At 68.1% G+C, this 24,466-nt stretch carries 26 protein-coding genes; 18 read left to right on the top strand and 8 right to left on the bottom strand.

What is annotated here, in order from left to right; translation table 11 throughout:
• The first annotated feature begins 59 nt into the window (after positions 1–59).
• Genes OXU32_13230 through OXU32_13220 form a run of 3 tightly spaced genes read left to right on the top strand, consistent with a single transcriptional unit; the run spans position 60 to position 2,200 of the window.
• Positions 60–479 (top strand): YbjN domain-containing protein, encoded by a 420-nt coding sequence (locus OXU32_13230; GenBank protein MDE0074914.1) that lies wholly within the window; start codon positions 60–62, stop codon positions 477–479.
• A 4-nt stretch (positions 480–483) separates the two neighbouring features.
• Positions 484–1,347 (top strand): PspA/IM30 family protein, encoded by an 864-nt coding sequence (locus tag OXU32_13225; protein ID MDE0074913.1) that lies wholly within the window; start codon positions 484–486, stop codon positions 1,345–1,347.
• 1 nt (position 1,348) lies between these two features.
• The gene (locus tag OXU32_13220; protein ID MDE0074912.1) at positions 1,349–2,200 is read left to right on the top strand and encodes a D-amino acid aminotransferase; all 852 of its coding nucleotides are present in this window, start codon (positions 1,349–1,351) and stop codon (positions 2,198–2,200) included.
• 7 nt (positions 2,201–2,207) lie between these two features.
• Here OXU32_13220 and OXU32_13215 read toward each other — a convergent pair whose 3' ends face one another.
• Together OXU32_13215 and OXU32_13210 are read right to left on the bottom strand one after the other, a co-directional pair.
• A complete protein-coding gene (locus OXU32_13215) occupies positions 2,208–2,492 on the bottom strand; it encodes a hypothetical protein (protein MDE0074911.1) in 285 nt (94 codons plus the stop codon).
• Positions 2,493–2,520: 28 nt separating this feature from the next.
• On the bottom strand, positions 2,521–2,982 hold the full coding sequence (locus OXU32_13210; GenBank protein ID MDE0074910.1) for a hypothetical protein: 462 nt from the start codon (positions 2,980–2,982) through the stop codon (positions 2,521–2,523).
• Positions 2,983–3,182: 200 nt separating this feature from the next.
• Here OXU32_13210 and OXU32_13205 point away from each other — a divergent pair, with 200 nt between their 5' ends.
• The 4 genes from OXU32_13205 (at position 3,183) to OXU32_13190 (ending at position 6,662) form a co-directional block, all read left to right on the top strand.
• Positions 3,183–3,722, top strand: coding sequence for a phosphoribosyltransferase family protein (locus tag OXU32_13205; GenBank protein ID MDE0074909.1), 540 nt, complete (start codon positions 3,183–3,185; stop codon positions 3,720–3,722).
• A gap of 63 nt (positions 3,723–3,785) precedes the next feature.
• The gene (locus OXU32_13200; GenBank protein ID MDE0074908.1) at positions 3,786–5,126 is read left to right on the top strand and encodes a hypothetical protein; all 1,341 of its coding nucleotides are present in this window, start codon (positions 3,786–3,788) and stop codon (positions 5,124–5,126) included.
• A gap of 157 nt (positions 5,127–5,283) precedes the next feature.
• Complete coding sequence (locus OXU32_13195; protein ID MDE0074907.1) at positions 5,284–6,168, top strand: hypothetical protein; 885 nt, start codon at positions 5,284–5,286, stop codon at positions 6,166–6,168.
• Complete coding sequence (locus OXU32_13190; protein ID MDE0074906.1) at positions 6,165–6,662, top strand: hypothetical protein; 498 nt, start codon at positions 6,165–6,167, stop codon at positions 6,660–6,662. The genes OXU32_13195 and OXU32_13190 overlap by 4 nt, the downstream gene beginning before the upstream one ends.
• Before the next feature lie 24 nt (positions 6,663–6,686).
• On the opposite strand, the gene rho is transcribed toward OXU32_13190, so the two are convergent.
• On the bottom strand, positions 6,687–7,937 hold the full coding sequence (rho, locus tag OXU32_13185; GenBank protein ID MDE0074905.1) for a transcription termination factor Rho: 1,251 nt from the start codon (positions 7,935–7,937) through the stop codon (positions 6,687–6,689).
• 188 nt (positions 7,938–8,125) lie between these two features.
• On the opposite strand from rho, the gene OXU32_13180 reads away from it, so the two are divergent.
• The 6 genes from OXU32_13180 to trxB all read left to right on the top strand — a co-directional run bounded on the left by OXU32_13180 (position 8,126) and on the right by trxB (position 13,123).
• Positions 8,126–8,485 (top strand): hypothetical protein, encoded by a 360-nt coding sequence (locus OXU32_13180; protein ID MDE0074904.1) that lies wholly within the window; start codon positions 8,126–8,128, stop codon positions 8,483–8,485.
• A gap of 86 nt (positions 8,486–8,571) precedes the next feature.
• Positions 8,572–9,354 (top strand): ABC transporter permease, encoded by a 783-nt coding sequence (locus tag OXU32_13175; GenBank protein MDE0074903.1) that lies wholly within the window; start codon positions 8,572–8,574, stop codon positions 9,352–9,354.
• Positions 9,351–10,097, top strand: coding sequence for an ATP-binding cassette domain-containing protein (locus OXU32_13170; GenBank protein MDE0074902.1), 747 nt, complete (start codon positions 9,351–9,353; stop codon positions 10,095–10,097). The genes OXU32_13175 and OXU32_13170 overlap by 4 nt, the downstream gene beginning before the upstream one ends.
• Positions 10,094–11,080 carry an MlaD family protein gene (locus OXU32_13165; GenBank protein MDE0074901.1) on the top strand — a complete coding sequence of 329 codons (987 nt, stop codon included), beginning with the start codon at positions 10,094–10,096 and terminating at the stop codon, positions 11,078–11,080. Before OXU32_13170 ends, OXU32_13165 begins: the two co-directional genes overlap by 4 nt.
• A gap of 2 nt (positions 11,081–11,082) precedes the next feature.
• Positions 11,083–12,087, top strand: coding sequence for an NAD(P)/FAD-dependent oxidoreductase (locus tag OXU32_13160; GenBank protein MDE0074900.1), 1,005 nt, complete (start codon positions 11,083–11,085; stop codon positions 12,085–12,087).
• Between the two features lie 52 nt (positions 12,088–12,139).
• Positions 12,140–13,123, top strand: coding sequence for a thioredoxin-disulfide reductase (gene trxB / locus OXU32_13155; GenBank protein ID MDE0074899.1), 984 nt, complete (start codon positions 12,140–12,142; stop codon positions 13,121–13,123).
• Between the two features lie 70 nt (positions 13,124–13,193).
• Here the strand turns inward: trxB and OXU32_13150 are convergent, their stop codons facing one another.
• Entirely contained in the window at positions 13,194–13,958 is a 765-nt protein-coding gene (locus tag OXU32_13150) for an SDR family oxidoreductase (GenBank protein MDE0074898.1), read from the bottom strand.
• A 186-nt stretch (positions 13,959–14,144) separates the two neighbouring features.
• Between OXU32_13150 and OXU32_13145 the strand changes: the two genes are divergently transcribed.
• The 4 genes from OXU32_13145 to OXU32_13130 are packed head-to-tail and all read left to right on the top strand — an operon-like array spanning position 14,145 to position 18,909.
• Positions 14,145–14,876, top strand: coding sequence for an SDR family oxidoreductase (locus OXU32_13145; GenBank protein ID MDE0074897.1), 732 nt, complete (start codon positions 14,145–14,147; stop codon positions 14,874–14,876).
• Positions 14,877–14,913: 37 nt separating this feature from the next.
• A complete protein-coding gene (locus OXU32_13140) occupies positions 14,914–15,885 on the top strand; it encodes an NAD-dependent epimerase/dehydratase family protein (protein ID MDE0074896.1) in 972 nt (323 codons plus the stop codon).
• A 25-nt stretch (positions 15,886–15,910) separates the two neighbouring features.
• Positions 15,911–17,149 carry an aminotransferase class I/II-fold pyridoxal phosphate-dependent enzyme gene (locus OXU32_13135; GenBank protein MDE0074895.1) on the top strand — a complete coding sequence of 413 codons (1,239 nt, stop codon included), beginning with the start codon at positions 15,911–15,913 and terminating at the stop codon, positions 17,147–17,149.
• Complete coding sequence (locus OXU32_13130; GenBank protein MDE0074894.1) at positions 17,146–18,909, top strand: glutamine--tRNA ligase/YqeY domain fusion protein; 1,764 nt, start codon at positions 17,146–17,148, stop codon at positions 18,907–18,909. Before OXU32_13135 ends, OXU32_13130 begins: the two co-directional genes overlap by 4 nt.
• Before the next feature lie 13 nt (positions 18,910–18,922).
• Here OXU32_13130 and OXU32_13125 read toward each other — a convergent pair whose 3' ends face one another.
• On the bottom strand, positions 18,923–19,378 hold the full coding sequence (locus OXU32_13125) for a PIN domain-containing protein (GenBank protein MDE0074893.1): 456 nt from the start codon (positions 19,376–19,378) through the stop codon (positions 18,923–18,925).
• Positions 19,379–19,403: 25 nt separating this feature from the next.
• On the bottom strand, positions 19,404–19,652 hold the full coding sequence (locus OXU32_13120; protein MDE0074892.1) for a DUF2191 domain-containing protein: 249 nt from the start codon (positions 19,650–19,652) through the stop codon (positions 19,404–19,406).
• Positions 19,653–19,819: 167 nt separating this feature from the next.
• Between OXU32_13120 and OXU32_13115 the strand changes: the two genes are divergently transcribed.
• The gene (locus OXU32_13115) at positions 19,820–21,892 is read left to right on the top strand and encodes a prolyl oligopeptidase family serine peptidase (GenBank protein ID MDE0074891.1); all 2,073 of its coding nucleotides are present in this window, start codon (positions 19,820–19,822) and stop codon (positions 21,890–21,892) included.
• A 52-nt stretch (positions 21,893–21,944) separates the two neighbouring features.
• On the opposite strand, the gene OXU32_13110 is transcribed toward OXU32_13115, so the two are convergent.
• Positions 21,945–22,943 carry an Rpn family recombination-promoting nuclease/putative transposase gene (locus OXU32_13110; protein MDE0074890.1) on the bottom strand — a complete coding sequence of 333 codons (999 nt, stop codon included), beginning with the start codon at positions 22,941–22,943 and terminating at the stop codon, positions 21,945–21,947.
• Between the two features lie 254 nt (positions 22,944–23,197).
• On the bottom strand, positions 23,198–24,403 hold the full coding sequence (locus tag OXU32_13105) for a 6-bladed beta-propeller (GenBank protein ID MDE0074889.1): 1,206 nt from the start codon (positions 24,401–24,403) through the stop codon (positions 23,198–23,200).
• Positions 24,404–24,466 lie beyond the last annotated feature (63 nt).

The following is a 24,466-nucleotide window of genomic DNA, read 5'->3' as shown; positions in this document are numbered from 1 at the left end:
GGCTGACACCAGGAGCGGGCAGAGCCACCTGCCCCCCACCCCGGAGACGGAGTGAAGTCATGGTAAGTCGAGAGGATGTCGAAGGCTTCCTGATCCGCATGGATCTGGACTATCAAGAGGTCGACGAGGGCATGTTCCTCGCACACGGCGACAATGGCGGCGCGGGCGTGGTGGTCCACCACTCGGATCCCGTGCTGGTGCTGCGCCTCAAGATGATGGATCTTCCGGCGGAGCCGGAGGACGAGCTCACCGGGCTGTACCGCACACTGCTGGAACTCAACGCGACCGACATCGTGCACGGCGCCTACGGAATCGAGGAGGGGGAGCTGATCCTCACCGACACCCTCGAACTGGAGAACCTGGACTTCACCGAACTGCAGGCCTCGATCGAGAGCCTTCAGCTCGCGGCGTCGAGTCACATGGGCAGGATTCGCGAGCTTGCGCAGGCGAGCAGCGCACCGCAGGCGATGGAGGGCTGAACTCATGGGAATCTTCCAGAAGCTGTCGACGCTCATCAAGTCGAACATCAACGACCTGATCGCGAAGGCGGAAAACCCGGAGAAGATGCTCAACCAGATCATCCTCGACATGCGGGACCAGCTCGCCAAGGCGAAGCGCGATGTCGCGGGAGCGATCGCGGACGAGCGCAAGCTCGGAGCTCAGCTCGATGCCGAGGTCAAGCAGGCCCAGGCGTGGCAGAAGCGGGCGGAGCTGGCCGTGAGGGAGGGCCGTGACGACCTCGCCATGCAGGCTCTGAGCCGGCAGCAGGAACACACCCAGCGCGCAGGGGCGCTGGAGCAGACCTGGCGTGCGCAGAAGGAGGAGACCGAGAAACTCAAGGGATCGCTCCGGACCCTGAACGACAAGATCGAGGAGGCCAAGCGCAAGCGGAACCTCCTGATCGCGAAGCAGAAGCGGGCTCAGGCGCAGAAGCGCATCCACGCCACCATGTCCGGGCTCTCGGACCAGTCGGCGTTCGAAGCGTTCAACCGCATGGCGGCCAAGATCGAGGAAGAGGAACGCCGCAGCCTCGCTCAGGCGGAAGTCACCGAGGCGCTGACCGGGGATTCGCTCGAAGATGAATTCCTGAGGCTGGAATCCGGCAGCGAGGACACCGCAGTGGACGACCGCCTGCTGGCCCTGAAGGCGAAGATGGGATTGCTTCCGGGAGGCGCGCCCGAGCCTCCCCGGCAGCTCACCGCCGGGGGCGCGTCCGCCGAGGCCGCATCCGCGGAAGACGCCGAAGCCGACGATTCCGACGCCTCCTCCTCCGCTCCCGTCGCGCCCATACAGGAGGCGCAGCTTCTCGAGGAGTTCGAGCGGCTGGGCAAGAACGACGGGTCGTGACGTGGACACGGTCTATCTGAACGGCGAGTACCTGCCGAGGGCCGAAGCCCGCATAGGCGCGGACGACCGCGGCTTTCTGTTGTCCGACGGCATCTACGAGGTCACCCCTGCGTACGGGGGACGCTTCTTTCGCGGGGACCGCCACCTCGCGCGCATGACCCGTGGCCTGGCGGCGCTGCGCATCGACTACGACACGGGCCGGCTGCCCGCCGTCAAGCAGCGGCTGCTGGAGCTGAACGGCCTGGCCGACGCCGACTTCGCCTACGTCTACATGCAGGTGACGCGGGGCACGGCTCCCCGCACTCACTACTTTCCGCCGCACGCCGTGGAGCCCACCGTGTACGCGTATGCACGCCCGCACCAGCGGCCTTCCAGCGAAACCTGGGAGCGAGGCTACCGGGCCATCACCGCCCCTGACCGGCGCTGGGCCCGGGTCGACATCAAGAGCATCGCGCTGCTGCCCAACGTTCTGGCCATGCAGGCCGCCGTGGACGCCGGGGTGGACGACGTCATCCTGGTGCGCGACGGGGTCGCCATCGAGGGGGCCCACAGCAACTTCTTCGCGGTGACAGGCGGTGCGCTGGTGACCCACCCGGCCACCCACCAGATCCTGCACGGCATCACCCGCGAGTACGTGCTCGAGCTGGCGGCCGGACTGGGAGTCGCAGTCGAGTTGCGCCCCCTCGCGGTGGAGGAACTTGCATCCGCGAGCGAGGCGTTCCTGACGGGCACGACCACGGAGGTCCATCCCATCGTGGAGATCGACGGGCAGCCGGTCGGCGACGGAAGGGTGGGGCCCGTGGCGAAGCGGCTGTCGGAAGCGTTCCGGAAGGGGCTGCCGGGCGCGGCGTAGGAAGGTCTCAGGGCAGAGGTTCGCCCACCGCCACCACCGCGCCTTCGGGCACCAGGTGCAGGTCGTCCTCGATCAGGTGAGTGGCCTCCGCGAGCACGATGACGATTCGTTCGGCCTCGAGCCCCTGGTCGTGCCCGGGGATCGAGTGGTAGTCGTCGCTCGGCGAGTGCATCACCACCCGACCGCGCCTGAGCGAGCGGTCCGCGCAGGTGCCCACAAGACGCACGGTGGCCCACCCCGGGCGGGGGCTCCAGGCCACGTTGCGCGGCGTGTAGATTCGTTGCTCGTCCATTCCCGGCTCTCCTGGATGCCCTGGCAGCCTAACCTTCCCTCAAGGTGAAACGTCCGTCAACCAGCAGGTCGCGAGTCGCCTGCTGCGCGGGCGACGGATCGCGCGGTTGGGCAACGAGCAGCGCGCGTCCCCTCCCTCCCTTCGGCAGGTGCAGTACCAGCGCCTCCGGATCGGCCGGAGTCGCGTATTCGCGCGCCAGCCCCGTCCGGTCGATGGCGACGGTTCTTCCCTCGAAGGTGAGCCGCGCTATCGTGCGGCCGTACTCGACCCAGGCGGTAATCGGTTCCTCGCCCGCGGCGATCGACGGGATCAGCCGGTCACGATAGTGGCCGAGCGCCTGCTCGAAGGCGGCCGCATCGACGCCCTTCAGTTCCCGCAGGCGCTCCCTGCAAACGCCTCGCGGGTCGCGCGCGCCCGCTTTCTCGAGCGCGGCTTCCAGGCGCTCGTCGGCCAGGGCCTGCGGGTCTTCGGTCTGGTGGGTGCTGGTCATGTGCTCCTGGTTCCGGCCGGCCGCTGCGTGCCCCTCCCCGTGCTGATATTGCCGGCTGTCAGCCGGGAGCGCGACACCTGGTCGCTCGGTGGCGTGGCCCGCCGACTGTTCCTAACTTCCTCTGCCCGGAACCTCGCCGGGATGCAGGTCCGGCGCATCCGGTCCGCATCTCATCCCCGATTCAGTCACGTCAGGCCGACATGCCATCCAGATACAACCAGCCCCGCTTCCCGGACCCGACCGGAGACTACCTCGACGTGTCCTGGGAGATGTTCGGGGAACTGTGCCGGGCGCTCGCGCTCAAGGTGGCGCGCGAACACAGGCCCGACCTGGTCGTCGGCATCGCTCGCGCGGGCGTCATTCCGGGCGCCATCGTCGCGTCCATGCTGCGTCTCGACTTCCACTCGATGAAAATCTCGCGCCGGGGAGACGACAACTCGATCCGGGAGCGCCCCGAGGTGCTCGACGCGGCTCCCCGCGTCGCCGCCGGCCGCCGGGTGCTGCTCGTGGACGAGATCACCACTTCCGGGGAGACCCTGCGGCTGGGGCTCGCGGCCGTACGCGACGTCGGGCCCGCCGAAGTCCGCACCGCGACCTGCTTCGTGCGGCCGCGGGGCTACAAGCCCGACTACTTTGCGCTGGAGACCGGTTCCACCGTAATATTTCCGTGGGACAGGAAGATCTTTCAGGATCGGCAGTTCGTCGTGAATCCGAGGTACGAGAGCGTACTGGACGAATAGAGTTGCATGCCGGCCGCATTCCCCGGAGCGGCCCTGCGTTACGATGCCCGACAGGAGGACGAAATGACCATCTCCCGGTATTCCGGCCGCGCGCTGCCCCCCGCCTTGCTGTGCGCCGCCCTGCTGGTTTCCGGCGCCCTGGCGGCGCAGTCGACCAACGGAGACGAACCGGAGATCACCTTCACGCGCGACATCGCTCCCATCGTGCAGGAGAACTGCCAGATCTGCCATCGCGAATCGTCGGTGGCGCCGATGTCGTTCGTGACCTACCGGGATGTGCGCCGCTACGCCCGCCGCATCCGCGAACAAGTGTCGCGCCGCCTCATGCCGCCCTACCACCTCGACGTGGGCGTGGGCATCCAGGACATCAAGGACGACTGGCGCCTGGGGCAGGAGGACATCGAGACCATCGTCGCCTGGGTGGACGCGGGCTCGCCGGAGGGCGACCCGGCGGACATGCCGCCTCCGATGGATTGGCCCGACAGGCAGATGTGGCAGCTGGAGCACATCCTCGGCCCGCCCGACCACGTCATCAAGTCGACGCCCTTCACGGTTCCGGCCGAGGGCGGCGACACCTGGTGGCGGCCGCGCGTGCCGACCGGGCTGGGCGACGACCGCTGGGTGCGCGCCTTCGAGACGCGTCCCTCCTTCCCCGGCGGCCGTGAGGTTGTCCACCACGCCATTCCGCGGCTCCTCAGGCTCAACGAAGAAGGTGAATTCCGGCGCATCGCCAGCCTGTCCGAATACGCCATGGGCAAGGTCGGCGAGATCGTTCCGATCGACGCCGGCCGCCTCCTGAAGGCGGACGACCAGATCGAGTGGGACGCCCACTACTACCCGATGGGCTACGAGGTGCCGGACGACCAGGTAGAACTCGGCATCTGGTTCCACGAAGAGGGCTATACGCCCGAGTTCGAGCAGGATCTGCGGCTGTATCCGCTGCAGGGCGACATCGCCCTCGCTCCGGGCGGCACGGCCATGACCCAGGGCTTCAAGAGATGGGACCATCCGGTTCGCCTCGACAGCTTCCAGCCCCACGGACACGTGCACCTGCACGCCATGTCGATCCGGGCGATCTATCCTGACGGGCGGGAAGAACTGATCAGCATGGTGACCGACTTCAACGCGCGCTGGCACCACAGCTACATCTACGGCGACGATTCGGCTCCCCTCCTCCCCGAGGGCACCGTGCTGGTGATGACGGGCTGGTACGACAACACCGCGGACAACCCGCTCAACCCGGATCCGGAGATCTGGTACGCGCGCGGAGCAAGGACCACCGACGAGATGTCGCACGCCTGGCTCGCCGTGACCCATCTCACGGACGAGGGCTACGAGCGCCTCGTCGAGGAGCGGGAGGCCAAGGCCCGGGTGGTGAGCGACGGCAGCAGCGGCTCGCGTTGACGAAAGCCAGCCGAATCCGCGACCTCATCCATGGGGTCGCCGGGCCCGGCCGACAGTTGGAGCGAAGGAGCTCACCGCGGAAGTGGGGGGCTCCTTCCCCATTGTGGCTGACGGCGCATCCCGGCCAACCGTGTTCAGTCGATTCCCAGAGGGAGACATGAAGAGCCTGCAACTCAGATTTGGAATAGCCGCCCTGCCTGCCGTGGCGCTTGTTGTCGCCCTGGCGGCTCCCCTCGGTGCGCAGCAGGTCCAGCGGCTGCCGCTGGCGCCCATCCCTCCGACCGGTGAGCCGGTGGCGCCCTTCTTCGAGGGCTGGTACCGGAATGACGACGGGACCTTCACCTTCTCCTGGGGCTTTTTCAACCTGAACACCGAGGAGATCCTCGACATCCCGCTCGGCACCGAGAACTTCATCGAGCCGGCCGAGTTCGACGGAGACCAGCCCACTCACTTCCCGGTGCGGCCGCGGCGCGACCGGGGGGTCTTCTCGGTGACCGTGCCCGAGAGCTACGCGGACACCAGCCGGCGGGTAGTGTGGACCATCACGAGCAACGGTGTCACCTACTCTACGCCCGCCCGGGTGGGGATCGATGCGCTCCAGCTCGACTACGGCCCGCGGGCGATGGGGTCGATACCCCCCCTCGTCCGTTTCGGCGAGGACGGAGAAGTCGGCCAGCACATCCAGGGCGCGCATTCGGAACCACGCACCGCCACCGTGGGCGAACCCATGTCGCTCACACTGTGGGTGTCCGAGGTGTCCGAACGGGCCCCGGACGACCTCGCCAACACTGACGTCGAGGTGCGGGTCACCTGGTTCAAGCACCAGGGGCCGGCCGACGAAGTGATCTTCGAGCCCGGGCAGATCACGGTTCCCGGCACCGGAGAAGCCAGCACCCAGGCGACCTTCACCGCGCCGGGCGAATACCTGCTGCGCGCCCGTGTGGACAACTTCGGCGCCAACGACAGCTCGGGGGGCGACCAGTGCTGCTGGAGCAACGGCTACGTATCGGTGACCGTAACCGACCCCGCCGGAATGCGATGAAGCCGCTCGGCTTCCTCGCCGTCACCGCGGCGGTCGTCACCTCCACGGCCGGCGCCAGCCCGGCTGCGGCGCAGGAAGCGATGAGCCTCGACCGCCTCATCGAGCGCGCGGGCGTCTACCTCGAACCGGGCACCCTCGAGCCCTACAGCGGCCCGGTGGTGCGCATGTGGACGCCGGACATCGTGCGCGAACGCGGCACCCTGGCCGACGGCCGCTGGACCGGCGTGCACGAGTGGTTCCACCAGACCGGCCGGCTCTCAGGCCGGGAGACCTGGCAGAACGGCGTTCTACACGGGCCCGCGGAGATGTACTTCAAGTCCGGGCTGCTATCGGTGCGCGAGAACTACGCCGACGGCGAACTCGACGGGCCCTACGAGTCGTACTGGACGCGCGGCGCGCTGGCCGAGCGGGGCGCCTGGCGCTCGGGCAGGCCGTGCGGCGAGTGGACCAGCTTCGGCCGCCCCGTCGTCTTCCCCTCCTGCTCGCAACCGTAGGGTCGGGCCGCCTTCCGCGCCGAACTACCCCGCCTGCATCGAGTCCATGAACTCCCGGTTGGTCTCCGTCCGGTTCATCCGTTCGATCAGGAACTGGATGGCCTCGGAAACCGGCATGTCGGAGAGGAAGTTGCGCAGCAGGTACACCCGGTTGCGCTCGGTCTCGGTCAGCAGCAGCTCTTCCTTGCGGGTGCCGGAACGGTTGATGTCGATGGCCGGGAAGACGCGCTTGTCGGCGATGTTGCGGTCGAGCACCAGCTCCATGTTGCCGGTGCCCTTGAACTCCTCGAAGATCACCTCGTCCATGCGGCTTCCGGTCTCGATCAGGGCGGTGGCGATGATGGTGAACGACCCTCCGCCCTCGATGTTGCGCGCGGCTCCGAAGAATCTCTTCGGCTTGTGCAGCGCGTTGGAGTCTACGCCTCCCGACAGGATCTTCCCCGAGTGCGGCACGGTGACGTTGTAGGCGCGCGCCAGGCGCGTGATCGAGTCCAGCAGGATCACGACATCCCTGCCCTGCTCGGCCAGCCGCTTGGCCTTCTCAAGCACCATTTCCGCGACTTGCGTGTGGCGGTCCGCCGACTCGTCGAAGGTTGAGGCGATCACCTCGGCGTCGACGTTCTCCTCCATGTCGGTGACTTCCTCCGGCCGCTCATCGATGAGCAGCACGATCAGGTGCACCTCGGGGTGATTCTCGCTGATGGAGTTGGCCACTTTCTGCAGCAGCATGGTCTTCCCCGCCTTGGGCGGGGAGGTGATGAGCCCGCGCTGCCCCTTGCCGATGGGCGCGACGAGATCCACCACGCGCGTGGACATGTCGCGCCTCGAGCACTCCAGCCGCAGGCGCTCGTCCGGATAGCGCGGGCGCAGGTTGTCGAACGTCATCCGATGCCGGGCCTTGTCGGGCGGCTCGAAGTTGACGTTCTCCACCTTGAGCAGCGCCAGATAGCGCTCGCCCTCCTTCGGAGGGCGCACCTGGCCCAGGATGGTGTCGCCGGTGCGCAGATCGAATCGCTTGATCTGCGAAGGACTCACGTAGATGTCATCGGGGCCGTAGAGGTAGTTCCAGCTCTGTGAGCGCAGGAATCCGTAGCCCTCGGGGAGGATTTCGAGCACGCCTTCTCCGCGCAGCACGACGTCGCTGTCGAGCAGCTTGTGCTCGATGCGAAAGATCAGATCCTGCTTGCGCAGCCCGGAGTAGTTCGGGATGCGCAGTTCGTTGGCCAGCTCATGAAGCTCGCTGACCTTCTTGCTCTTGAGTTCGGCGATGTCCAAGGGGAACTCCGATGGAAAGGCGGAGCGCGCGGGCCGTGAACACGGCGGCGCGGGCGGGATGGCGTGGAGCGGGGTGTGGGCGGGAGTGGGGCGGGACGTGTCGGGACGCTGTGGCGGGGCTTGCATCCCTGGTGGGTCGCCGGGATGTTAAGCGGGCCGTTTCAGGGGGTCAAGGGATCGGAGGTGGCTTGCCGAGGCACAATCGGAAGGGTCGGGGACGCGATCAGCGGGGCTTCCGCTACCTGATCAGCTATCAACCCGACTCGCTCAGGCGCATCACCGTGACCCGTTCGCTGGCGTCGGGAAGGCAGTCCACCAAGACCCTCTTCCGCAATCCGGCCTGTGTTCGCGAGGCCTCTCCGGGGAAGCGGGTTCGCACCCGCATCACCTCGCCCGAGCAGGGAATCGACTTCGAGGTATCGGTTAGCGCCGCCCAGACCGCGGTGACCCGTGTCCAGGTCGCGTGTCCCCTGCGTTCCGGGCACCCGGCAACCCGGGACGACGAGGTCGTCTTCACGCTGGAAAACGGACTCCCGCCGCCCCCGTAGACGGCACTTCAACCGGGACATTTCCGGGGGCGACGGGAGTACCCACAGGTGACACCTGCACCCCGATTTCCTCTATCTTCACCCATATGGCGGGCAAGACGCTGGACTTCGTCGGCGCCACCGGCCGCGCAGCCTTGCGGTTCGCGGCGACGGTTGGCGAATGGGGCGTCCTCATGCAGGACACCATCCGCGGTCTGCGCGCGGTCCGCATCTGGGGAGGGCTGGTCTTCGAACAGATGATGCGCATCGGCGTCGCCTCGGTGCCCATAGCGCTCTTCATCGCCGCCTTCACCGGCATCGTGCTGGCTCTGCAGGCTTCCTACACCTTCACCGGGGCGGTGCCCGTGTACCTGGTGGGCAGCCTGGTAGGCAAGACGATGATCATCGAGTTGGGACCGGTGCTGACCGGGCTGGCGCTGGCGGGGCGGGTTGGCGCGAGCATCGCCGCCGAGCTGGGGACCATGCGGGTGACCGAGCAGATCGACGCGCTGGAAACCATGGCCTACGATCCGGCGGCGTACCTGGTGCTCCCCCGGGTGCTCGCGGGCGCGGTGATGTTTCCGGCGGTTACCCTGCTGGCGTCGTCGCTGGGCATCGTGGCCGGCTGGCTGACCGCCATCCAGCTTCTGGAGATGTCCACCCCCGAGTTCGTGCGCGGGCTTGAGACCTTCTTCGTGCCCTTCGACGTGGTCTTTTCGGTGATCAAGTCGTTCTCGTTCGGTTTGACGGTGACGTCGCTGGGATGCTTCTTCGGCTTCCGCACCCGGGGAGGGGCCGCCGGAGTGGGCCGCGCCGCCACTTCGGCCGTGGTCGCAAGCAGCATGGTGATCCTGGTGTTCGACGCCTTCTGGGCCGCCGTACTGCTGTGATCCGTCTGCGCGGCGTGCACAAGGCCTTCGGCGAGAAGGTCGTGCTGAAGGGCTTCGACCTGGACGTGCCCAGGGGGTCCACGGTAGCGCTGATCGGTGCCTCCGGGGCAGGAAAGTCGGTCGTGCTGAAGCATATCGTGGGACTGCTCGCCGCCGACCAGGGAAGCGTGAGCGTCGACGGCCGGGAGGTCGCCGAGCTGGATCAGGAGGCGCTGTACGCACTGCGGCGCAGGGTCGGCTACGTATTCCAGTTCGCGGCGCTGTTCGACTCCATGACGCTCGCTCACAACGTGGAGATGGGGCTGCGCCGGATTCCCGGCCTGAGCCGCCGGGACATCCGCCGGAGGGCCGCCGAGTGCCTGGAGCTTGTGGACCTGCGAGGATTGGGAGACCGTTATCCGGCGGAGATCTCCGGGGGACAGCGCAAGCGGGCGGGGATCGCGCGCGCGATCGCGACCCGTCCCAGGTATCTCCTCTACGACGAGCCCACCACCGGGCTCGACCCGGTGACGACGACGGTGATCGGCCGACTCATCCTCAGGTTGCGGGAGGAGATCGGGGCCACCGGCCTGGTGGTCACGCACGATCTCGGGACCGCCTACGAGGTGGCCGACTCCATGGCATTCCTGCACGACGGGCGGGTGCGGGCCCATGGCGCGCCCGGTGAGATCCGGATCTCCGCGGACCCTGTGGTCAGGTCGTTCATCGAAGGGGCTCCGGAACTGATGGAGACGATAGCATGAGACGCAACGAAGTGTGGGTCGGGGTCGTGATTCTTCTGAGCGTCGTGGTCGCGGTGGCGGGGAGCTTCTGGCTTCGCGGGTATCGCCTGACCCGGGGCACGACCACGGTCGAGGCGCTTTTCAGCGGCGTGGGGCAGCTGCCGGACGGCGCCTCGGTGAAGCTGCGCGGGGTGACGATCGGACGCGTGAACGGCATCGCCGTCGAACCGGACGGAACCGCGGTGCGGGTTGGCCTCGCCATCAATGCCGACGTCCAACTGCCCGCCGACGCGGCCGTGCTCATCGCGCCCGAATCGATGTTCGGCGACTGGGGCGCGGAGATCGTGTCGCGCTCCGCCAACCCGCGCCTGGATTTCTTCGAGCCTTCGGATCCCGGCGTTCTGGCCGGTTTCAGCATCCCCGACCTTTCCCGGCTCACGGCCACGGCCGACCAGATCGCCGACAACCTGGCCACCATCACCGACCGGGTGGAGGTCGCCTTCACCCAGGAAACGGCTGAAAACCTCAGGCTGGTGATCGAGAACGTGGGCAGGGTCAGCGAACAGGTGGCGGAGCTTGCCGATGCCCAGATCGGGGCGGTTGAAGAACTGGTCGACAACGTTCGCACCTCCACCCGCGAGGTCGAGGCGGCGGCGGCGCTGGCGACCCGCACGCTCGGCGAGGTGGAGCGGCTGCTCTCGGGCGGGGTCGTGGATTCCATCGTGGGCGACACCCGCGTGACCGCCGCCGAATTCCGGCGCCTGGCCACCGATCTGCGCGAGACCACGACCGGGCTCTCCACCACGCTCGAATACGCGGATTCCACGCTGGTCCGCTTCGAGCGCATCGGGCGCGAACTGGAGACCGGGGAGGGCACCCTGGCCCATCTCCTGGCCGACTCCACGGTGGCCGTTCAGACGCAGTCGGTGCTCACGCAGCTGACCCTGCTGCTCGAGGACTTCCGTGAGAACCCGGGGCGCTACGTGCGCCTTTCGATCTTCTGACCATGAAGGACATCGTCGATCTGACCATCATCGGCGGCGGTCCCACCGGCCTGTTCGGGGCCTTCTACGCCGGGATGCGCGGCATGTCCTGCCGCATCGTCGACTCGCTTCCCGAGCTGGGGGGACAGCTCACGGCCCTGTATCCCGAGAAATACATCTTCGACGTGGGCGGCTTTCCGAAGGTCCTCGCCAAGGACCTGGCCCGGGAGCTGGTGGATCAGGGCCTTCAGTTCGGCGCAGACGTGGTGCTGGACGAGGAGGTGCGCGGGCTTCGCGAACAGGACGGCGTCTTCGTGCTCGAGGGCGCGTCATCGGAGTACCGCACCCGCACGGTGCTGATCGCCGGCGGCAAGGGCGCCTTCGAACCCATGGTGCTCAGGTGCCCCGGTTACGAGGAACTCCTGGGCCACGGGGTCGACTACTCGGTGCGCGATCCCGAGGTCTACCGGGGCAAGCGGGTCGTGCTCGTGGGAGGAGGAGACTCCGCGCTGGACTGGGCACTGATCCTGAAGGACATCGTCGAGCGGCTGGTCGTCGTACACCGGCGGGCCGTCTTCCGGGCGCACGAGACATCGGTGGCCCGGCTCGAGGCAGCGGCGAAGTCGGGCGAGCTGGAACTGAGGATATTCTGGGAGGTGAAGGAGATCCGAGGCAACGGCAGAGTGGAAGGCTGCACCATCTTCGACAACCGGAGCGATGCGGAGGAGTCGTTCGCGGTGGATGCGGTGTTGACGTTCCTTGGCTTCAAGCCGGACCTGGGGCCGATCAAGAGCTGGGGACTCGAAGTGGACAAGAAACGCATTGTGGTCGGCCAGTTGATGGAGACGAGCTGGCCGGGCATCTATGCGGCCGGAGACCTGGTCAGCTACCCGGGCAAGCTCGACCTCATCGCCACCGGCTTTGCCGAAGCGGCAATTGCCGTGAACAACGCGATTCGCCGGGTGGACCCGAACGCGCGCGTGAACCCCGGGCACTCGACCAACCTCAAGATCTTCAAGGACAAGTAGCCGACACCCTCCTGCGGGTTTTCGGTTTTCGAATACAGAAAAGGGGATGAAGATGACAGCACAGCACGAACGGGTCGTGATCATCGGGTCGGGCCCGGCGGCATGGACGGCGGCCATCTACGCGGCGCGGGCCGCGCTTTCGCCCCTCGTCGTGGAGGGGGCCGGCAGCCGCACCATGATCCCCGGCGGACAACTCATGTTCACGACCGACGTCGAGAACTACCCCGGCTTCCCGGAGGGCGTGACCGGCCCCGAGATGATGGATGCCTTCCGCGCGCAGGCGCTGCGCTTCGACACGCGCGTGATCACGGATGATGTGGTCGAGGTGGAGCTCGAGGGGCAGCCGAAGCGCCTCGTGACCGGACGCGGCCCGGAGATTCTCGCCGATTCCGTGATCGTGGCCACGGGGGCCAACGCCCGCTGGCTGAGCGTACCCGGAGAAGAGCGTCTGGCCCAGAGCGGCGGCGGCGTGTCGGCGTGCGCCGTGTGCGACGGGGCGCTTCCGTACTTCCGCGGCCAGGTCGTGGCCGTGGTGGGCGGCGGCGACAGCGCCATCGAGGACGCCACCTACATGGCGAAGTTCGCGGGCCGGGTGATCGTGATTCATCGGCGCGACGAGCTGCGCGCCTCGGCGATCATGCAGCAGCGCGCCTTCGACAACGACAAGATCGAGTTTCTGTGGAACAAGGTGGTGACCGAGGTGCTGGGCGGCGAGGTGATCACCGGGCTGCGGCTGAAGGACACGGTCACGGGGGAGGAGAGCACGCTCGAGGCGGGGGGGATGTTCGTCGCCATCGGTCACATCCCCAACACGGGGTTTCTGAACGGCCAGGTTGAACTCAAGGCGAACGGCTACATCGAGCTGCCCACCCCGTGGCGGACGGACACTTCCCTGCCCGGCGTGTTCGCCGCCGGGGACGTGATGGACGACTACTACCGCCAGGCGGTGAGCGCCGCAGGGACGGGCTGCATGGCCGCGCTGGACGCCGAGCGCTGGCTGGCGCACGGGGGCCCGGCGGAGAACGGCGCCTCGTAAAGAGAGCCGTGCCCGCGACTGGCGGCGGCATGAGAGCCGGTGCTCCCGGGACCGAATGCTCCGGGAGCCGTCAGGTGGCGCCGTGCGCGCCCCCGTCCACCACGATCACCTCGCCGGTCATGAAGGGCGACCGGTCGAGAAAAAGCACCGCGCGCGCCACGTCGTCGGGCGATCCCCAGCCGCCCAGCGGAATGCGCGCGGCGGCCGCCCGCACGGCCTCCGGGGTGGCGTCTTCTTCGGGGAGCACCGAGCCGGGCGCGACCGCGTTGACCCGCACCCGGGGCGCCAGCGACCGCGCGGCCACCCGGGTGAGGTGGGCGAGCGCGGCCTTGGAGACCGAGTGGTGGGGATAGCGCGCCCACGGCCTGAGCGCCGACAGGTCGACGATGTTGACCACGCTGCCCCGGCTGGCGGCGAGTGCCGCCGCGGTGGCCTGGATGAGCAGGAAGGGCGCCTTCAGGTTGACCGCCATCACCTGGTCCCATTCCTCCTCGCCGACCTCCTCGAACGGCGTAGCCAGGAAGGTGGAGGCATTGTTGACGAGCAGATCGAGACGCCCCCAGACGGTTGTCGCGGCCTCGGCCAGCGCCCTCGCGCCGGTGCTCGTGGCGAGGTCGGCCCGCACGGAGTGCGCGCGGCGTCCCCTGCCCTCCACCTCCGCGACCACCTCCCGCGCCGCGTCCGTCGAGCCGTGGTACCCCACGACCACGTCGAAGCCCGCGTCCGCCAGGGCCAGGGTGATGGCACGCCCGACGCGCACCGCCCCACCCGTGACCAGAGCCACCCGGCCGCCCGGTGGCGGCGCCTCGTTTCGGGTGCGCGGGCGGTCCGTCACGCGCAGGGATCGTCGCTTGTGGAAGGGTGTTGGATCACGGGTGTCGGACCCCCTCTTTCCGGCGGGCCGCGCGCGGCCACCTTCGAATCTGATCGCGCCTGCGAGCCATGCCGTGAGTAAGCCCGGAGAAGCTACCGGAGCCCGCGGAGGGCGGCAAACGAAGATGAGCGGAAGGTGGCACACGAAATGAGCGGAACCGGGAATCTCGCCGGCACGGCGTGCGTTGTGACGGGAAGCACGCGGGGCATCGGGCTTGAGATCGCGAGCGCGCTCGCGCGCCGCGACGCCGACGTCGTCGTCAGCGCCCGGACGGACGGCGATGTCCGCCGGGTGGCAGACGAGCTGGCGGCGCTGGGTAGCGGACGCGCGGCCGGAATCGCGTGCGACGTGCGGCATCCGGAGGAGTGCCGGCGCCTGATCGATTCCACCGCGGAGCGCTTCGGACGGCTGGACGTCCTGGTGAACAACGCCGGCTGGGGCCGCTTCGCCCCCATCGACGAACTCTCCGTCGAGCACTGGCGCGAACAGATCGACACCAACCTGGGCGGCGTCTTCTACTGCTCCAGGGCGGCGGTTCCGCATCTGACCGCGGGCGGCGGCGGCTGGATCATCAACATCGGCTCGCTCGCGGGCCGGCACGCCTTCGCCGGTGGAACGGGGTACAACGCCAGCAAGTTCGGCCTCCTCGGCATGACCGAAGCGATGATGCTCGACCTGCGCCACCAGGACATCCGCGTGAGCCTCATCATGCCCGGCAGCGTCAACACCGGGTTCCGCGGCCAGTCCGCCTCGCACGACTGGAAACTGGATCCGCGCGACGTGGCACGGGCCGTGGTGGACCTGCTGGCCTATCCCGGGCGCGCCCTGCCCAGCAGGATCGAGTTGAGGCCCAGCCGACCGACTCGAAAGCGAACGTGACCACCCGAACCGGGACGACCCGCGAGCGCATCTCCGCATGAAACGGACTCTGGTGATCGGGGCCGGCGGCCAGGTGGGCACCGAACTGGTTGTGGCGCTGCGCGCCCTTTACGGGCAGGAGAACGTGCTGGCAACGGACCTGCGCCAGGAGGCGGCGGCGACGCTGGGCGGTCCCTTCGCACCCCTCGACTGCACGGACGGCGAGGCTGTGCTGGCGACGCTGCGACGCTTCCGCCCGGACACGGTGCTCCATCTCGCGGCGCTCCTGTCGGTGACCGGGGAGCAGCGCCCCCGGCTGGCGTACCGGGTGAATCTGGGCGGTCTGGTCAACGTACTGGAGGCGGCGCGCGCGCAGGGGTCGGCCGTTTTCTTCCCGAGCTCCATCGCGAGCTTCGGCCCCTCCATTCCACTCGAGCGAGTGCCGCAGGAAGCGGCCCAGCGGCCCGTCACCATGTACGGCATCACCAAGGCCGCGGGGGAGATGATCTGCGACTTCTATCACCTGCGCTTCGGCGTCGATACCCGCGGCGTGCGCTTTCCGGGCCTCATCTCGCATGTGGCCGAGCCCGGCGGCGGCACCACCGACTACGCCGTGGACGCCTTCCGGGAGGCGGGTGCGCGGGGCGCCTATACCTGTCCCCTGCGGCCCGATACGCAGCTGGACATGATGTACATGCCGGACGCCGTCCGCGCCGTGATCGAGCTGATGGAGGCGGACCCGCGCCGGCTTGCGCACCGCAACGCCTACAACATCACCGCCATGCAGTTCACTCCCCCGATGCTCGCTGCGGAGATCACGCGCCATCTGCAGCACTTCCGCATGGCCTACCGGGTGGACCCGCTACGGCAATCCATCGCCGACTCCTGGCCCCGGCGTCTCGACGATTCCGCGGCGCGCGAGGAGTGGGGATGGAGGCCGGAGTACGATCTTGCCGCAATGACCGCGGACATGTTCGCGCGGCTGCGGGATCCGGACTCCGCAGCCTCTGCATACCCGGTCACCACCTGACCGCCCCGACAACTCCGGAGACCCCATGCCCCTTGACCGCCTGACCGACGTGCTGGACGGCCACGTCCGCGAACTCGAACGGAAAGGCACCGCCAAGGGCGCGGAAGCCGTGGTCACGGCCGTGGAGATGCCACGCGGGGAGCGTGGTCCCAGGGTCAGGCTGGAGGGCGAGGGCGAGCGCCCCTTCATTCGCCTCAACTCCAACTCCTATCTGGGGATGGGCCTGCATCCCGACGTCATCGCGGCGGAGGAGGCCGAGGCGCGGGCGTCGGGGGCGGGTCCGGGGGCGGTGCGCTTCATCAGCGGCACCTATGCGGCGCACGTGGAACTGGAGCGCCGGCTGGCGCGCTTCCACGGGCGCGAGGAAGCCATGCTCTTCTCCTCCGCCTACGCGGCGGTGGTGGGCTGCCTGGTCCCGCTCATCGACGCAGGAACCGCGCTCATCTCCGACGAGCTGAACCACAACTCCATCATCAACGCGGTGCGCCTGGCACGCCCCCTGTCAAAGGTGGTGTACCCGCACCTCGACATGCGCGCGCTGGACCGGGCCCTCACGCAGGCCGCCGGCAAGGCCCGCCGCGCCGTCGTGGTGACCGACGGCATCTTCAGCATGCGCGGCGTGCACGCGCCCGTGGACGAGATCATGGAGATCGCCCAGCGCCACGACCGCAACTTTCCCGAGAACGTGGTGGTGGTGCTCGACGACTCCCACGGAGTGGGCGCCATCGGAGCCACCGGACGGGGCACGGAGGAATACACCGGCGCCCCTCTCGTGGACATCCTGGTTGCCACCCTTGGGAAGGCGCTCGGGGTCAACGGGGGCTACGTCGCGACCAGTTCGGCGCTGGTCCGCTATCTGCGCGAGAGCGCCCCGTTCTACATCTACTCGAACCCGATCACGCCCGGGGAGGCGAGAGCCGCGCTGAAGGCGCTGGAGATTCTCGACAGCGAGGAGGGACGGAAGCTGCTCGAGCGCCTGCGCGCGCTCACCCGGCGCTTCGAGGATGGCCTGGTACGGCTCGGGATCGAAGTGCTGAAGGGGGAGCATCCGGTGGTTCCCCTGATGATCCGCGATACCGCCCGCACGCATGAACTCGTGCGCCACCTGCGCGACCATGGTATCCTGGCAACCGGTCTGGCCTTTCCCGTGGTGCCGCGCGGAGACGAGGAGATTCGCGCCCAGATCAACGCCGACCACACCGAGGCCGACATCGACTACGTGCTGGACGTGCTGGCGAATCGCCCGGGAGCTGGGGATACATGAGCGGGGACAAGGGAGGGGGAAGCGACGGGCGGGCGCCGGGACGCGACTTCGTGCGCGAGATCGTGGCTGCGGACCTGGCCAGCGGGAAGCACGGAGGGCGGGTCGCCACCCGCTTCCCGCCCGAACCCAACGGGCTGCTGCACATCGGCCACGCCAAGGCCATCTGCCTCGATTTCGGGGTTGCCGCCGAGAACGGGGGCACGTGCAACCTGCGCTTCGACGACACCAACCCCGAGACCGAGGAAGCCAGCTACGTCGAGGCCATCAAGCGCGACATCCGCTGGCTGGGCTTCGAGTGGAGCGGGCTGCGCCACGCCTCCGACTACTTCGAGCAGCTCTACGACTACGGCGTCCACCTCATCGAGAAGGGATCGGCGTACGTCGACAGCCTGAGCGAGGAGGAGATCCGCGCCCACCGGGGCACCGTGACCGAGCCCGGGCGCCCCAGCCCCTGGCGGGATCGTCCCGTGGAGGAGAGCCTCGACCTCTTCAGGCGCATGCGCGCCGGCGAATTCGAGGACGGAGCGCACGTGCTGCGTGCCCGCATCGACATGGCATCGCCCAACATGATCATGCGGGATCCGGTGCTCTTCCGGATCCGCCGCGCGCACCACTACCGCACCGGATCGGAGTGGTGCATCTACCCCATGTACGACTTCGCGCACTGCCTCTCCGACTCCATCGAAGGCATCACCCACTCGCTGTGCACGCTCGAGTTCGTGAACAACCGGGCGATCTACGACTGGCTGCTGGAGGAAGTGGAGGCGCCCGAACCCGTGCCCCGGCAGTACGAGTTCGCGCGGCTGAACCTGGAATACACCATCGTCTCCAAGCGCAAGCTGCTGCGCCTGGTGCAGGACGGGCACGTGAGCGGATGGGACGACCCGCGCATGCCCACCCTCTCCGGGCTGCGGCGGAGGGGGGTAACGCCGGCCGCCATCCGCAACTTCTGCGGCCTGGTGGGCGTCGCCAAGGCCGACAACCGGGTGGACGCGGCCAAGCTCGAATACGCCATTCGGGACGATCTGAACATGCGCGTGCCCCGCGTCATGTGCGTGCAGCGGCCGCTCAAGGTGGTCATCACCAACTTCCCGGAAGTCGAAACCGACTGGCTGGACGCGCCGCTCTACCCCCACGACGTGCCGCTGGAAGGGACCCGTCCGGTGCCCTTCACGCGCGAGCTCTACATCGAGCGCCACGACTTCATGGAAGACCCGCCGCGCCGCTTCTTCCGGCTGGCCCCCGGGCGCGAGGTGCGCCTGCGCTACGGCTACTTCATCCGTTGCGAGGAGGTGGTGAAGGACGAGGCGGGCGAGGTGGCGGAACTGCGCTGCACCTACGACCCGGCGACCCGGGGCGGCTCGGCCCCCGACGGCCGCAAGGTGCGCGGCACCATCCACTGGGTGTCGGCGGAGCACGGGCGGCCGTGTGAGGTGCGCCTCTACGACCGGCTCTTCCGCACGCGCGACCCCGACCGCGGCGACTTCCTCGCGCAGCTGAATCCCGACTCGCTTGTGGTGCACGCGGACGCGCGCGTCGAGCCCAGCATCGCCGACGATCCTCCCGGCACCCGCTACCAGTTCGAGCGGGTGGGCTACTTCATCAGCGACGAGGAGGACTCGCGGCCGGATCGGCTGGTCTTCAACCGCACCGTCGGCCTGCGCGATTCGTGGGCGAAGATCAGGAAGCAGCAGATGGCGCAGGAGGCGCGGAAAGCGAAGGGGCGGGGGAAGAAGAAGAGGAAGCGCGGGAGGCGTTGAGGGAGCCAAGGGCTCAGGCCAGCAACGCCTCGTTCTTCCGGAACGGATCCCGGATCCGCAACTCCGGGAAGAGCATCAGGTCCCGGTCGCGAGACAAGAGCACTTCGACCCCGTGCGCGACGCAGATCGCGGCAACCCGCGCGTCGTGCACCACACCCCCGTGCATGCGCGGGCGCTGGATGAACCGTGCCAGCGTATGCGGAAAGTCGTCGGTCTCTCCGATCAGACGATTCGACGGCGATGCGGCCCAGGCTTCCAGCTGCTGCCACGCCTGCTCCGATGAGCTGGCCCCATCCTTCCAGATCCGGCGGTTGGTGACCACGCTCAGGAACTCGAAGCAGCATGGCCAGGGAATGGCCCATGGGTGGCGCCCCTCCGCCAGCCTTCGCATGATCTCCCGAGCGGCCGAGTGCACCCGGGATTCGCGGCGGTGCGCGTAGACCAGCACGTTGGTGTCTACGGCGATCAACGGTTGCGCCGGAGGTCGTCGTTCGTCACCGGTGCTCCCGGTCGTCGTAGATGATGTCGCGCAGGTCCTTCCAGGAGTAGTCTTCAAGCGGGTCGCGAGCACCCGCGCGGCCGACGCTCAGATCCGGAAGCTCGTAACGCGGAGGCGGTCCCGATGCGTCCAGCACCCGGCGGAGGCCTTCCTCGACCACCGCGCGCAGAGGCCGACCGATCTTGCGTGCATGGCGCTTGGCGCGCGCGAACAGTTCGTCCTGGATGTCGAGCGTGGTCTTCATGATTACATACTACCCATATGAGATGATATGGGCAACCCATATCAACTGGAGGAACCCCGATGGCTGCATCTGGACATCGTGAATCCGGCGCCGGTCGGGTCCCCCGCTTCCCGATCGATCCCACGCACAGTCAACGACGGCACTGCCTGTGGAGCATTCTGCCGGCGATGCTGGCAGTTGCGTGCGGAAGCCCCTATCCGCCGCCACCGGAGACGGTGCAGGACCCCGTCGTGGACACCCTGCACGGCGTCGTCTTCAGCGATCCTTACCGCTGGCTGGAGGACCAGGACAGTCCCGAGACGCGGACCTGGATCGCCGAGCAGAACGCGTACGCGGAGCAGATCGTGGGGGAGTCGGCGTTGCGTGCCGGGCTGGAGGCGCGCCTGCGGGAGTTGATGGATGTTCCCGGCGTGGTGTATCCCCAGCGTCACGGAGACTACGAGTACTTCGCCTACCGCAAGCCTGGGCGGGAGGTGGGGGCGATCTACCGGCGGACGGCGCCTGACGAGCCGGATGATGTCCCGTTGGACGTCGCCGCTGACTACGAGGTCGTTGTCGATCCGCTGGACCTGCGCGCCGACGGAACCACGAGCGTCGGGATCCAGGACTTCTCGCGCGATGGCCGCCTGATGCTCTACTCGATCCGGGACGGGGGCCCGGACGAAATCGAAGTTCGGGTGCGCAACCTCGAGTCGGGCGAGGATCTTCCCGACCGGCTGCCGACGGCACTCTACGGCAGCATCGCCTTTACCTCCGACGGCACCGGCTTCTACTACACCCATCGCTCCCGTCAGACTGGCCCCCGTGTGCGCCGGCATATCCTGGGCACCGACATGTCGGAGGATGTTGAACTGTTCGGAGCGGGGATCGGGCCGACCGCTTTCGTCAACGCCTCGGAGGTGGAAGAAGGCCGCTACCTGATCTACACGGTGCAGCACGGCTGGGCGCGCACCGACGTCTACCTGCATGACCTTCGGTCCGGGGCCGCCGCGGTACCGCTCATCGTTGGAGCGCCGGGACGCTTCCGGCCCCGCTGGGTGGACGGCGAGATCCACCTGCTCACCAACCTGGACGCGCCGCTGAACCGGGTGGTGGCCGTGCGGCCCGAAGCCCCCGACCCCAGCCAGTGGCGCGAGGTCATCCCCGAGGCCGAGGACCTGCTGACCGGCTACCAGTTCATCGGCGACGACATCTTCGCCGACTACCTGCACAACGTGAGCAGCCGCATCGTGCGGTACGGGCCGGACGGCACCATGAGGGGTGAGATCCCGATTCCCGAACACCATGTTGCCACGCTACGTGGGCACGGCGAGGGCGCTGCCCTGCTCTCGCTCACCTCGCTTCTCACGCCCCAGACCGTGCTCCAGCTCGACCTCGAGACCATGGAAACCGAGGAATGGCGGCCCTCCCCCGTCCCGTTCGACGGCAGCGCCTACGAGATGAAGCAGGTGTGGTACACCTCGGCGGACGGAACCGAGGCGCCGATGTACGTAGCGCATCGCCGGGGACTCGAACTCGACGGCTCGACCCCGACCCTGCTCTACGGCTACGGGGGCTTCAACGTGAACCTGCTGCCCCGCTTCGACGCGCGCGCGGCTGTGTGGATGGAGCAGGGAGGCGTATACGCGATCGCGACGCTGCGCGGAGGGGGCGAGTTCGGCGAGGAGTGGCACCGCGACGGCATGCTCGAGAACAAGCCCAACGTCTTCGCCGACTTCATCGCGGCTGCCGAGTGGCTGGTGGACAACGACTACACCAACCCGGACAAGTTGGCCATCCGGGGCGCGAGCAACGGGGGACTGCTGGTCGGGAGCGCGCTGACGAAGCGGCCGGATCTCTTCCGCGCCGTGTTCGCCGGCCTCCCCGAGCTCGACCTGGTGCGCTTCTACCAGTTCACCGAAGCCAACAACATGCCGGCGCTGCTGGAGTACGGGAATGGCGCCGTCCGCGAGGAATTCGAGGTGCTCCGCACCTTCTCGCCCTACCAGAACGTGCGTGACGGGGTGGACTACCCTGCGGTCATGCTTACCCAGGGCGACCTGGACACGCGCGTGCCCCCGCTGCAGGCCCGCAAGATGGCCGCCCGGCTACAGGCGGCCACCGGCTCGGGGCTCCCGGTGATCCTCGACTACGACGAGCGTACCGGCCACGCCGGCGGGCGCACCTTCAGCCGCAACGTGCACAACGCCGCCATGGAGCTGGCGTTTCTGCTGCAGCAGTTGGGGGCGGGGGAGGGGTAGATTTAGCGCGGCGGCTGGCACCTCGATAAAGCGGCTTCAACCCTCGTCCACTTCAGGAAGCCGCCTCGCATGACACCCCCGCGCCGGACACGCGGGCAAGGAACTCGTCGGTGCCGTCGCAGTCGATCGCTGCATCGAAAACCACGCCGACGACATCCGGGGCCGCAAGCGCCTCCACGCTCCCGACAATCTCCCGGGCCACCTCCGCGCCGAACTTGCGAGCCACCAGCCGCCGCAGCAAACGCAACTGCTGTTCGATGCCGCGCTCGATTCCTTGCGCACGCCCGTCGTCGAGACCGTCCTCGTACCAGCGTACCGCCCATTTTCCAGTCGGCTTGATCACTTCCATCACCTCGCTCGTCGTGTTGGCCGCTGCCAGTTCGTCCTCCAGCCCGGCGTCCAGCGCGGAGATCACGGATTTCAGCCACTCGGCCACCGCGCGGTCCAGCGCACCGCCCCGCCGCTCGTGGGTCCAGTGCCGCAGACGCGAAACCGCGCGGACCATCGCCTCGCTGTCGCGCGCCCTCGCCACCGACAGGAGCGCACCGACCAGATTGTGCTCCGGTGACACGGTCGTACCCCCGCGCCGCTCCTCCAACAACAGGTATTCGTAGCGCGGTTGCGCGGCAAGCCATCGAGCGCCGACAGCCGGGAAGAGGTCGACCAGGTTGGATGGCGGGGTCCAGGGGCGCCTTCCGCCGTAGACCAGCACGGGCATGACCAGTGGGACCTTCTCCCCCGCCGCAGGGGCGGCGGCACGGGCCCACTCCAGCCAGGCGGCGGCGGTGTACTGCAGGAGCCGCAGCGGCATGGCGTGGTCGATTTTCGACTGGAACTCGATGACGATGAGCACCGCGGCGCCGTCGTGCAGGCGGCAGGTCCACACCATGTCGCCGTAGCGCTGACGCCGTTCCGTGGCGGGGTATTCGGCGGAGAGCCTGCGCAGCTTTGAGAAGTTCGTTTCCGCGGCTCGGCTCGGCGCGAGGGCGCGGACAAGCGCCTGGACGGTGTCGGGAAGCGAGTAAAGCACCTTCGAGACGGCATCGTGCACCCTGGATCCCCCGGTTTCGGATCGCCCAGCGGAACGGCGGCACCAAAAGGGTGGATCCAAACCAGGGGCGGGTCCATGGCTGAAGCGGACTTCGTGGTGGAGATGGCGGCACCCGGTTCGACGACAACGTGAGCTACGCCGTTCCGGGGGGCGCGCCGGTGGACCGGCTGATCGTGCGCCCGGATCTGGACCGCATCTTCGAGTATCGGCGCAACGCGATTGGGGAACTGCGGGCGGGTTCCTGAGGCGTCCGGCTATCCGCCCCGGTCAAGCGGCCAGACCTGTACGCGTTCCACATCGAATTCGTCCGCGGTCGACCCGAGGAAGTAATCTTCGCCGATCTCGAAGACGTCGAGGCCGGGCGGCGTCTCCACCAGACCCTGCACGCGGCCCTCTGCATCGAAAACCGTCCACAGGCTTCCGTCCTGGCCGGGCAGTCCGTACTCCCGGACCCAGAGGTTCCCCAGCGGATCGGACCGCAGCGCGTCGAACGCGGGGAAAAAATCTACGAGGGGCATGTCCGCAGTCTCGGCGAGCAGACCCATTCGCCGTTCTTCCGGCAGGTCCGCGTAGCGGTCGGACAGTTCCGCGTCCAGTTCCGCCTGCGTAGGGCTTCGGGGCTCGTAGTCGCGGCGGATGATCCTCACCAGCGTGCCGTCGCTCCGGTAGGCCCGGAGTTCGTAGCGGTCGGTCGGGGCAACGACCACGAGATCGCCCCAGATGGTCGCAGCGGTGGAGCGCCCGAAGGGATGGGGCATCGCCATCGGACCCGCGGGCGACGAAAACCACTCCTCGCCCGGGAGTGCTCCCAGCGACACGCGAAGCGAGCCGTCGGGCAGGAGCAGACCGAACTCTTCATCGCGTCTGAAGAGCGGTGCCCCGGCAACGAACACCCCGGTCAATACGGTGCTTGGCTTCACCAGCATCGTGCCGTCCGGCATGACCCCCAGAAGCGAGTGGTAGCCATCGGCCAGGGTGACGGTGCGGCCGGGGTTGCCCTGCAAGTCGAAGATCTCCACCCGCGCGGCCAACATGTTGCCGGCGACGATCGAGTCGCCGGGCCAGCGGCTCACTGTCTCCGGCGTGTACGCGCTGAATTCCCCAGGGCCATCGCCCTGCCCTCCCCACGCCTCCAGATACGCGCCGTCCGCGCCAAAGACACGCAGCTCGGAGGTGCCGGCGTTCGCCACCACGATCCTGCCATCGGCGAGCTTGGTGGCGTCCAGGACGATGAACAGCATCTCGCCCTCATCGCCCTCGTCGGTCCCGATGGAAACGACCGGTGCGTCACCGATCCTCCAGCCGAGGCGCGAGTCCCGGGCAGGACGCCCATTTTCGACGATCGTGATGCCGGCGCTGTCGCGGGCCTGGGATTCGAGGATCGGTCGGTGATCGCCTTCCGGCACGCACGCGGCCCAATGAACGGCCACGATTACCCCGAGCATCGTACGACGAGTCATCGCATGGAGCCGGGTGTCAGGTGATTACCGTATGTGGACGCCCGGAAATGGGCGAGTACGGAT

The organism is Gammaproteobacteria bacterium, assembly GCA_028819075.1.
Taxonomy (GTDB): Bacteria; Gemmatimonadota; Gemmatimonadetes; order Longimicrobiales; family Gaopeijiaceae; genus BD2-11.
The sequence above is the reverse complement of the archived record's forward strand: the minus strand, read 5'-3'. Positions and strand labels throughout refer to the sequence as shown.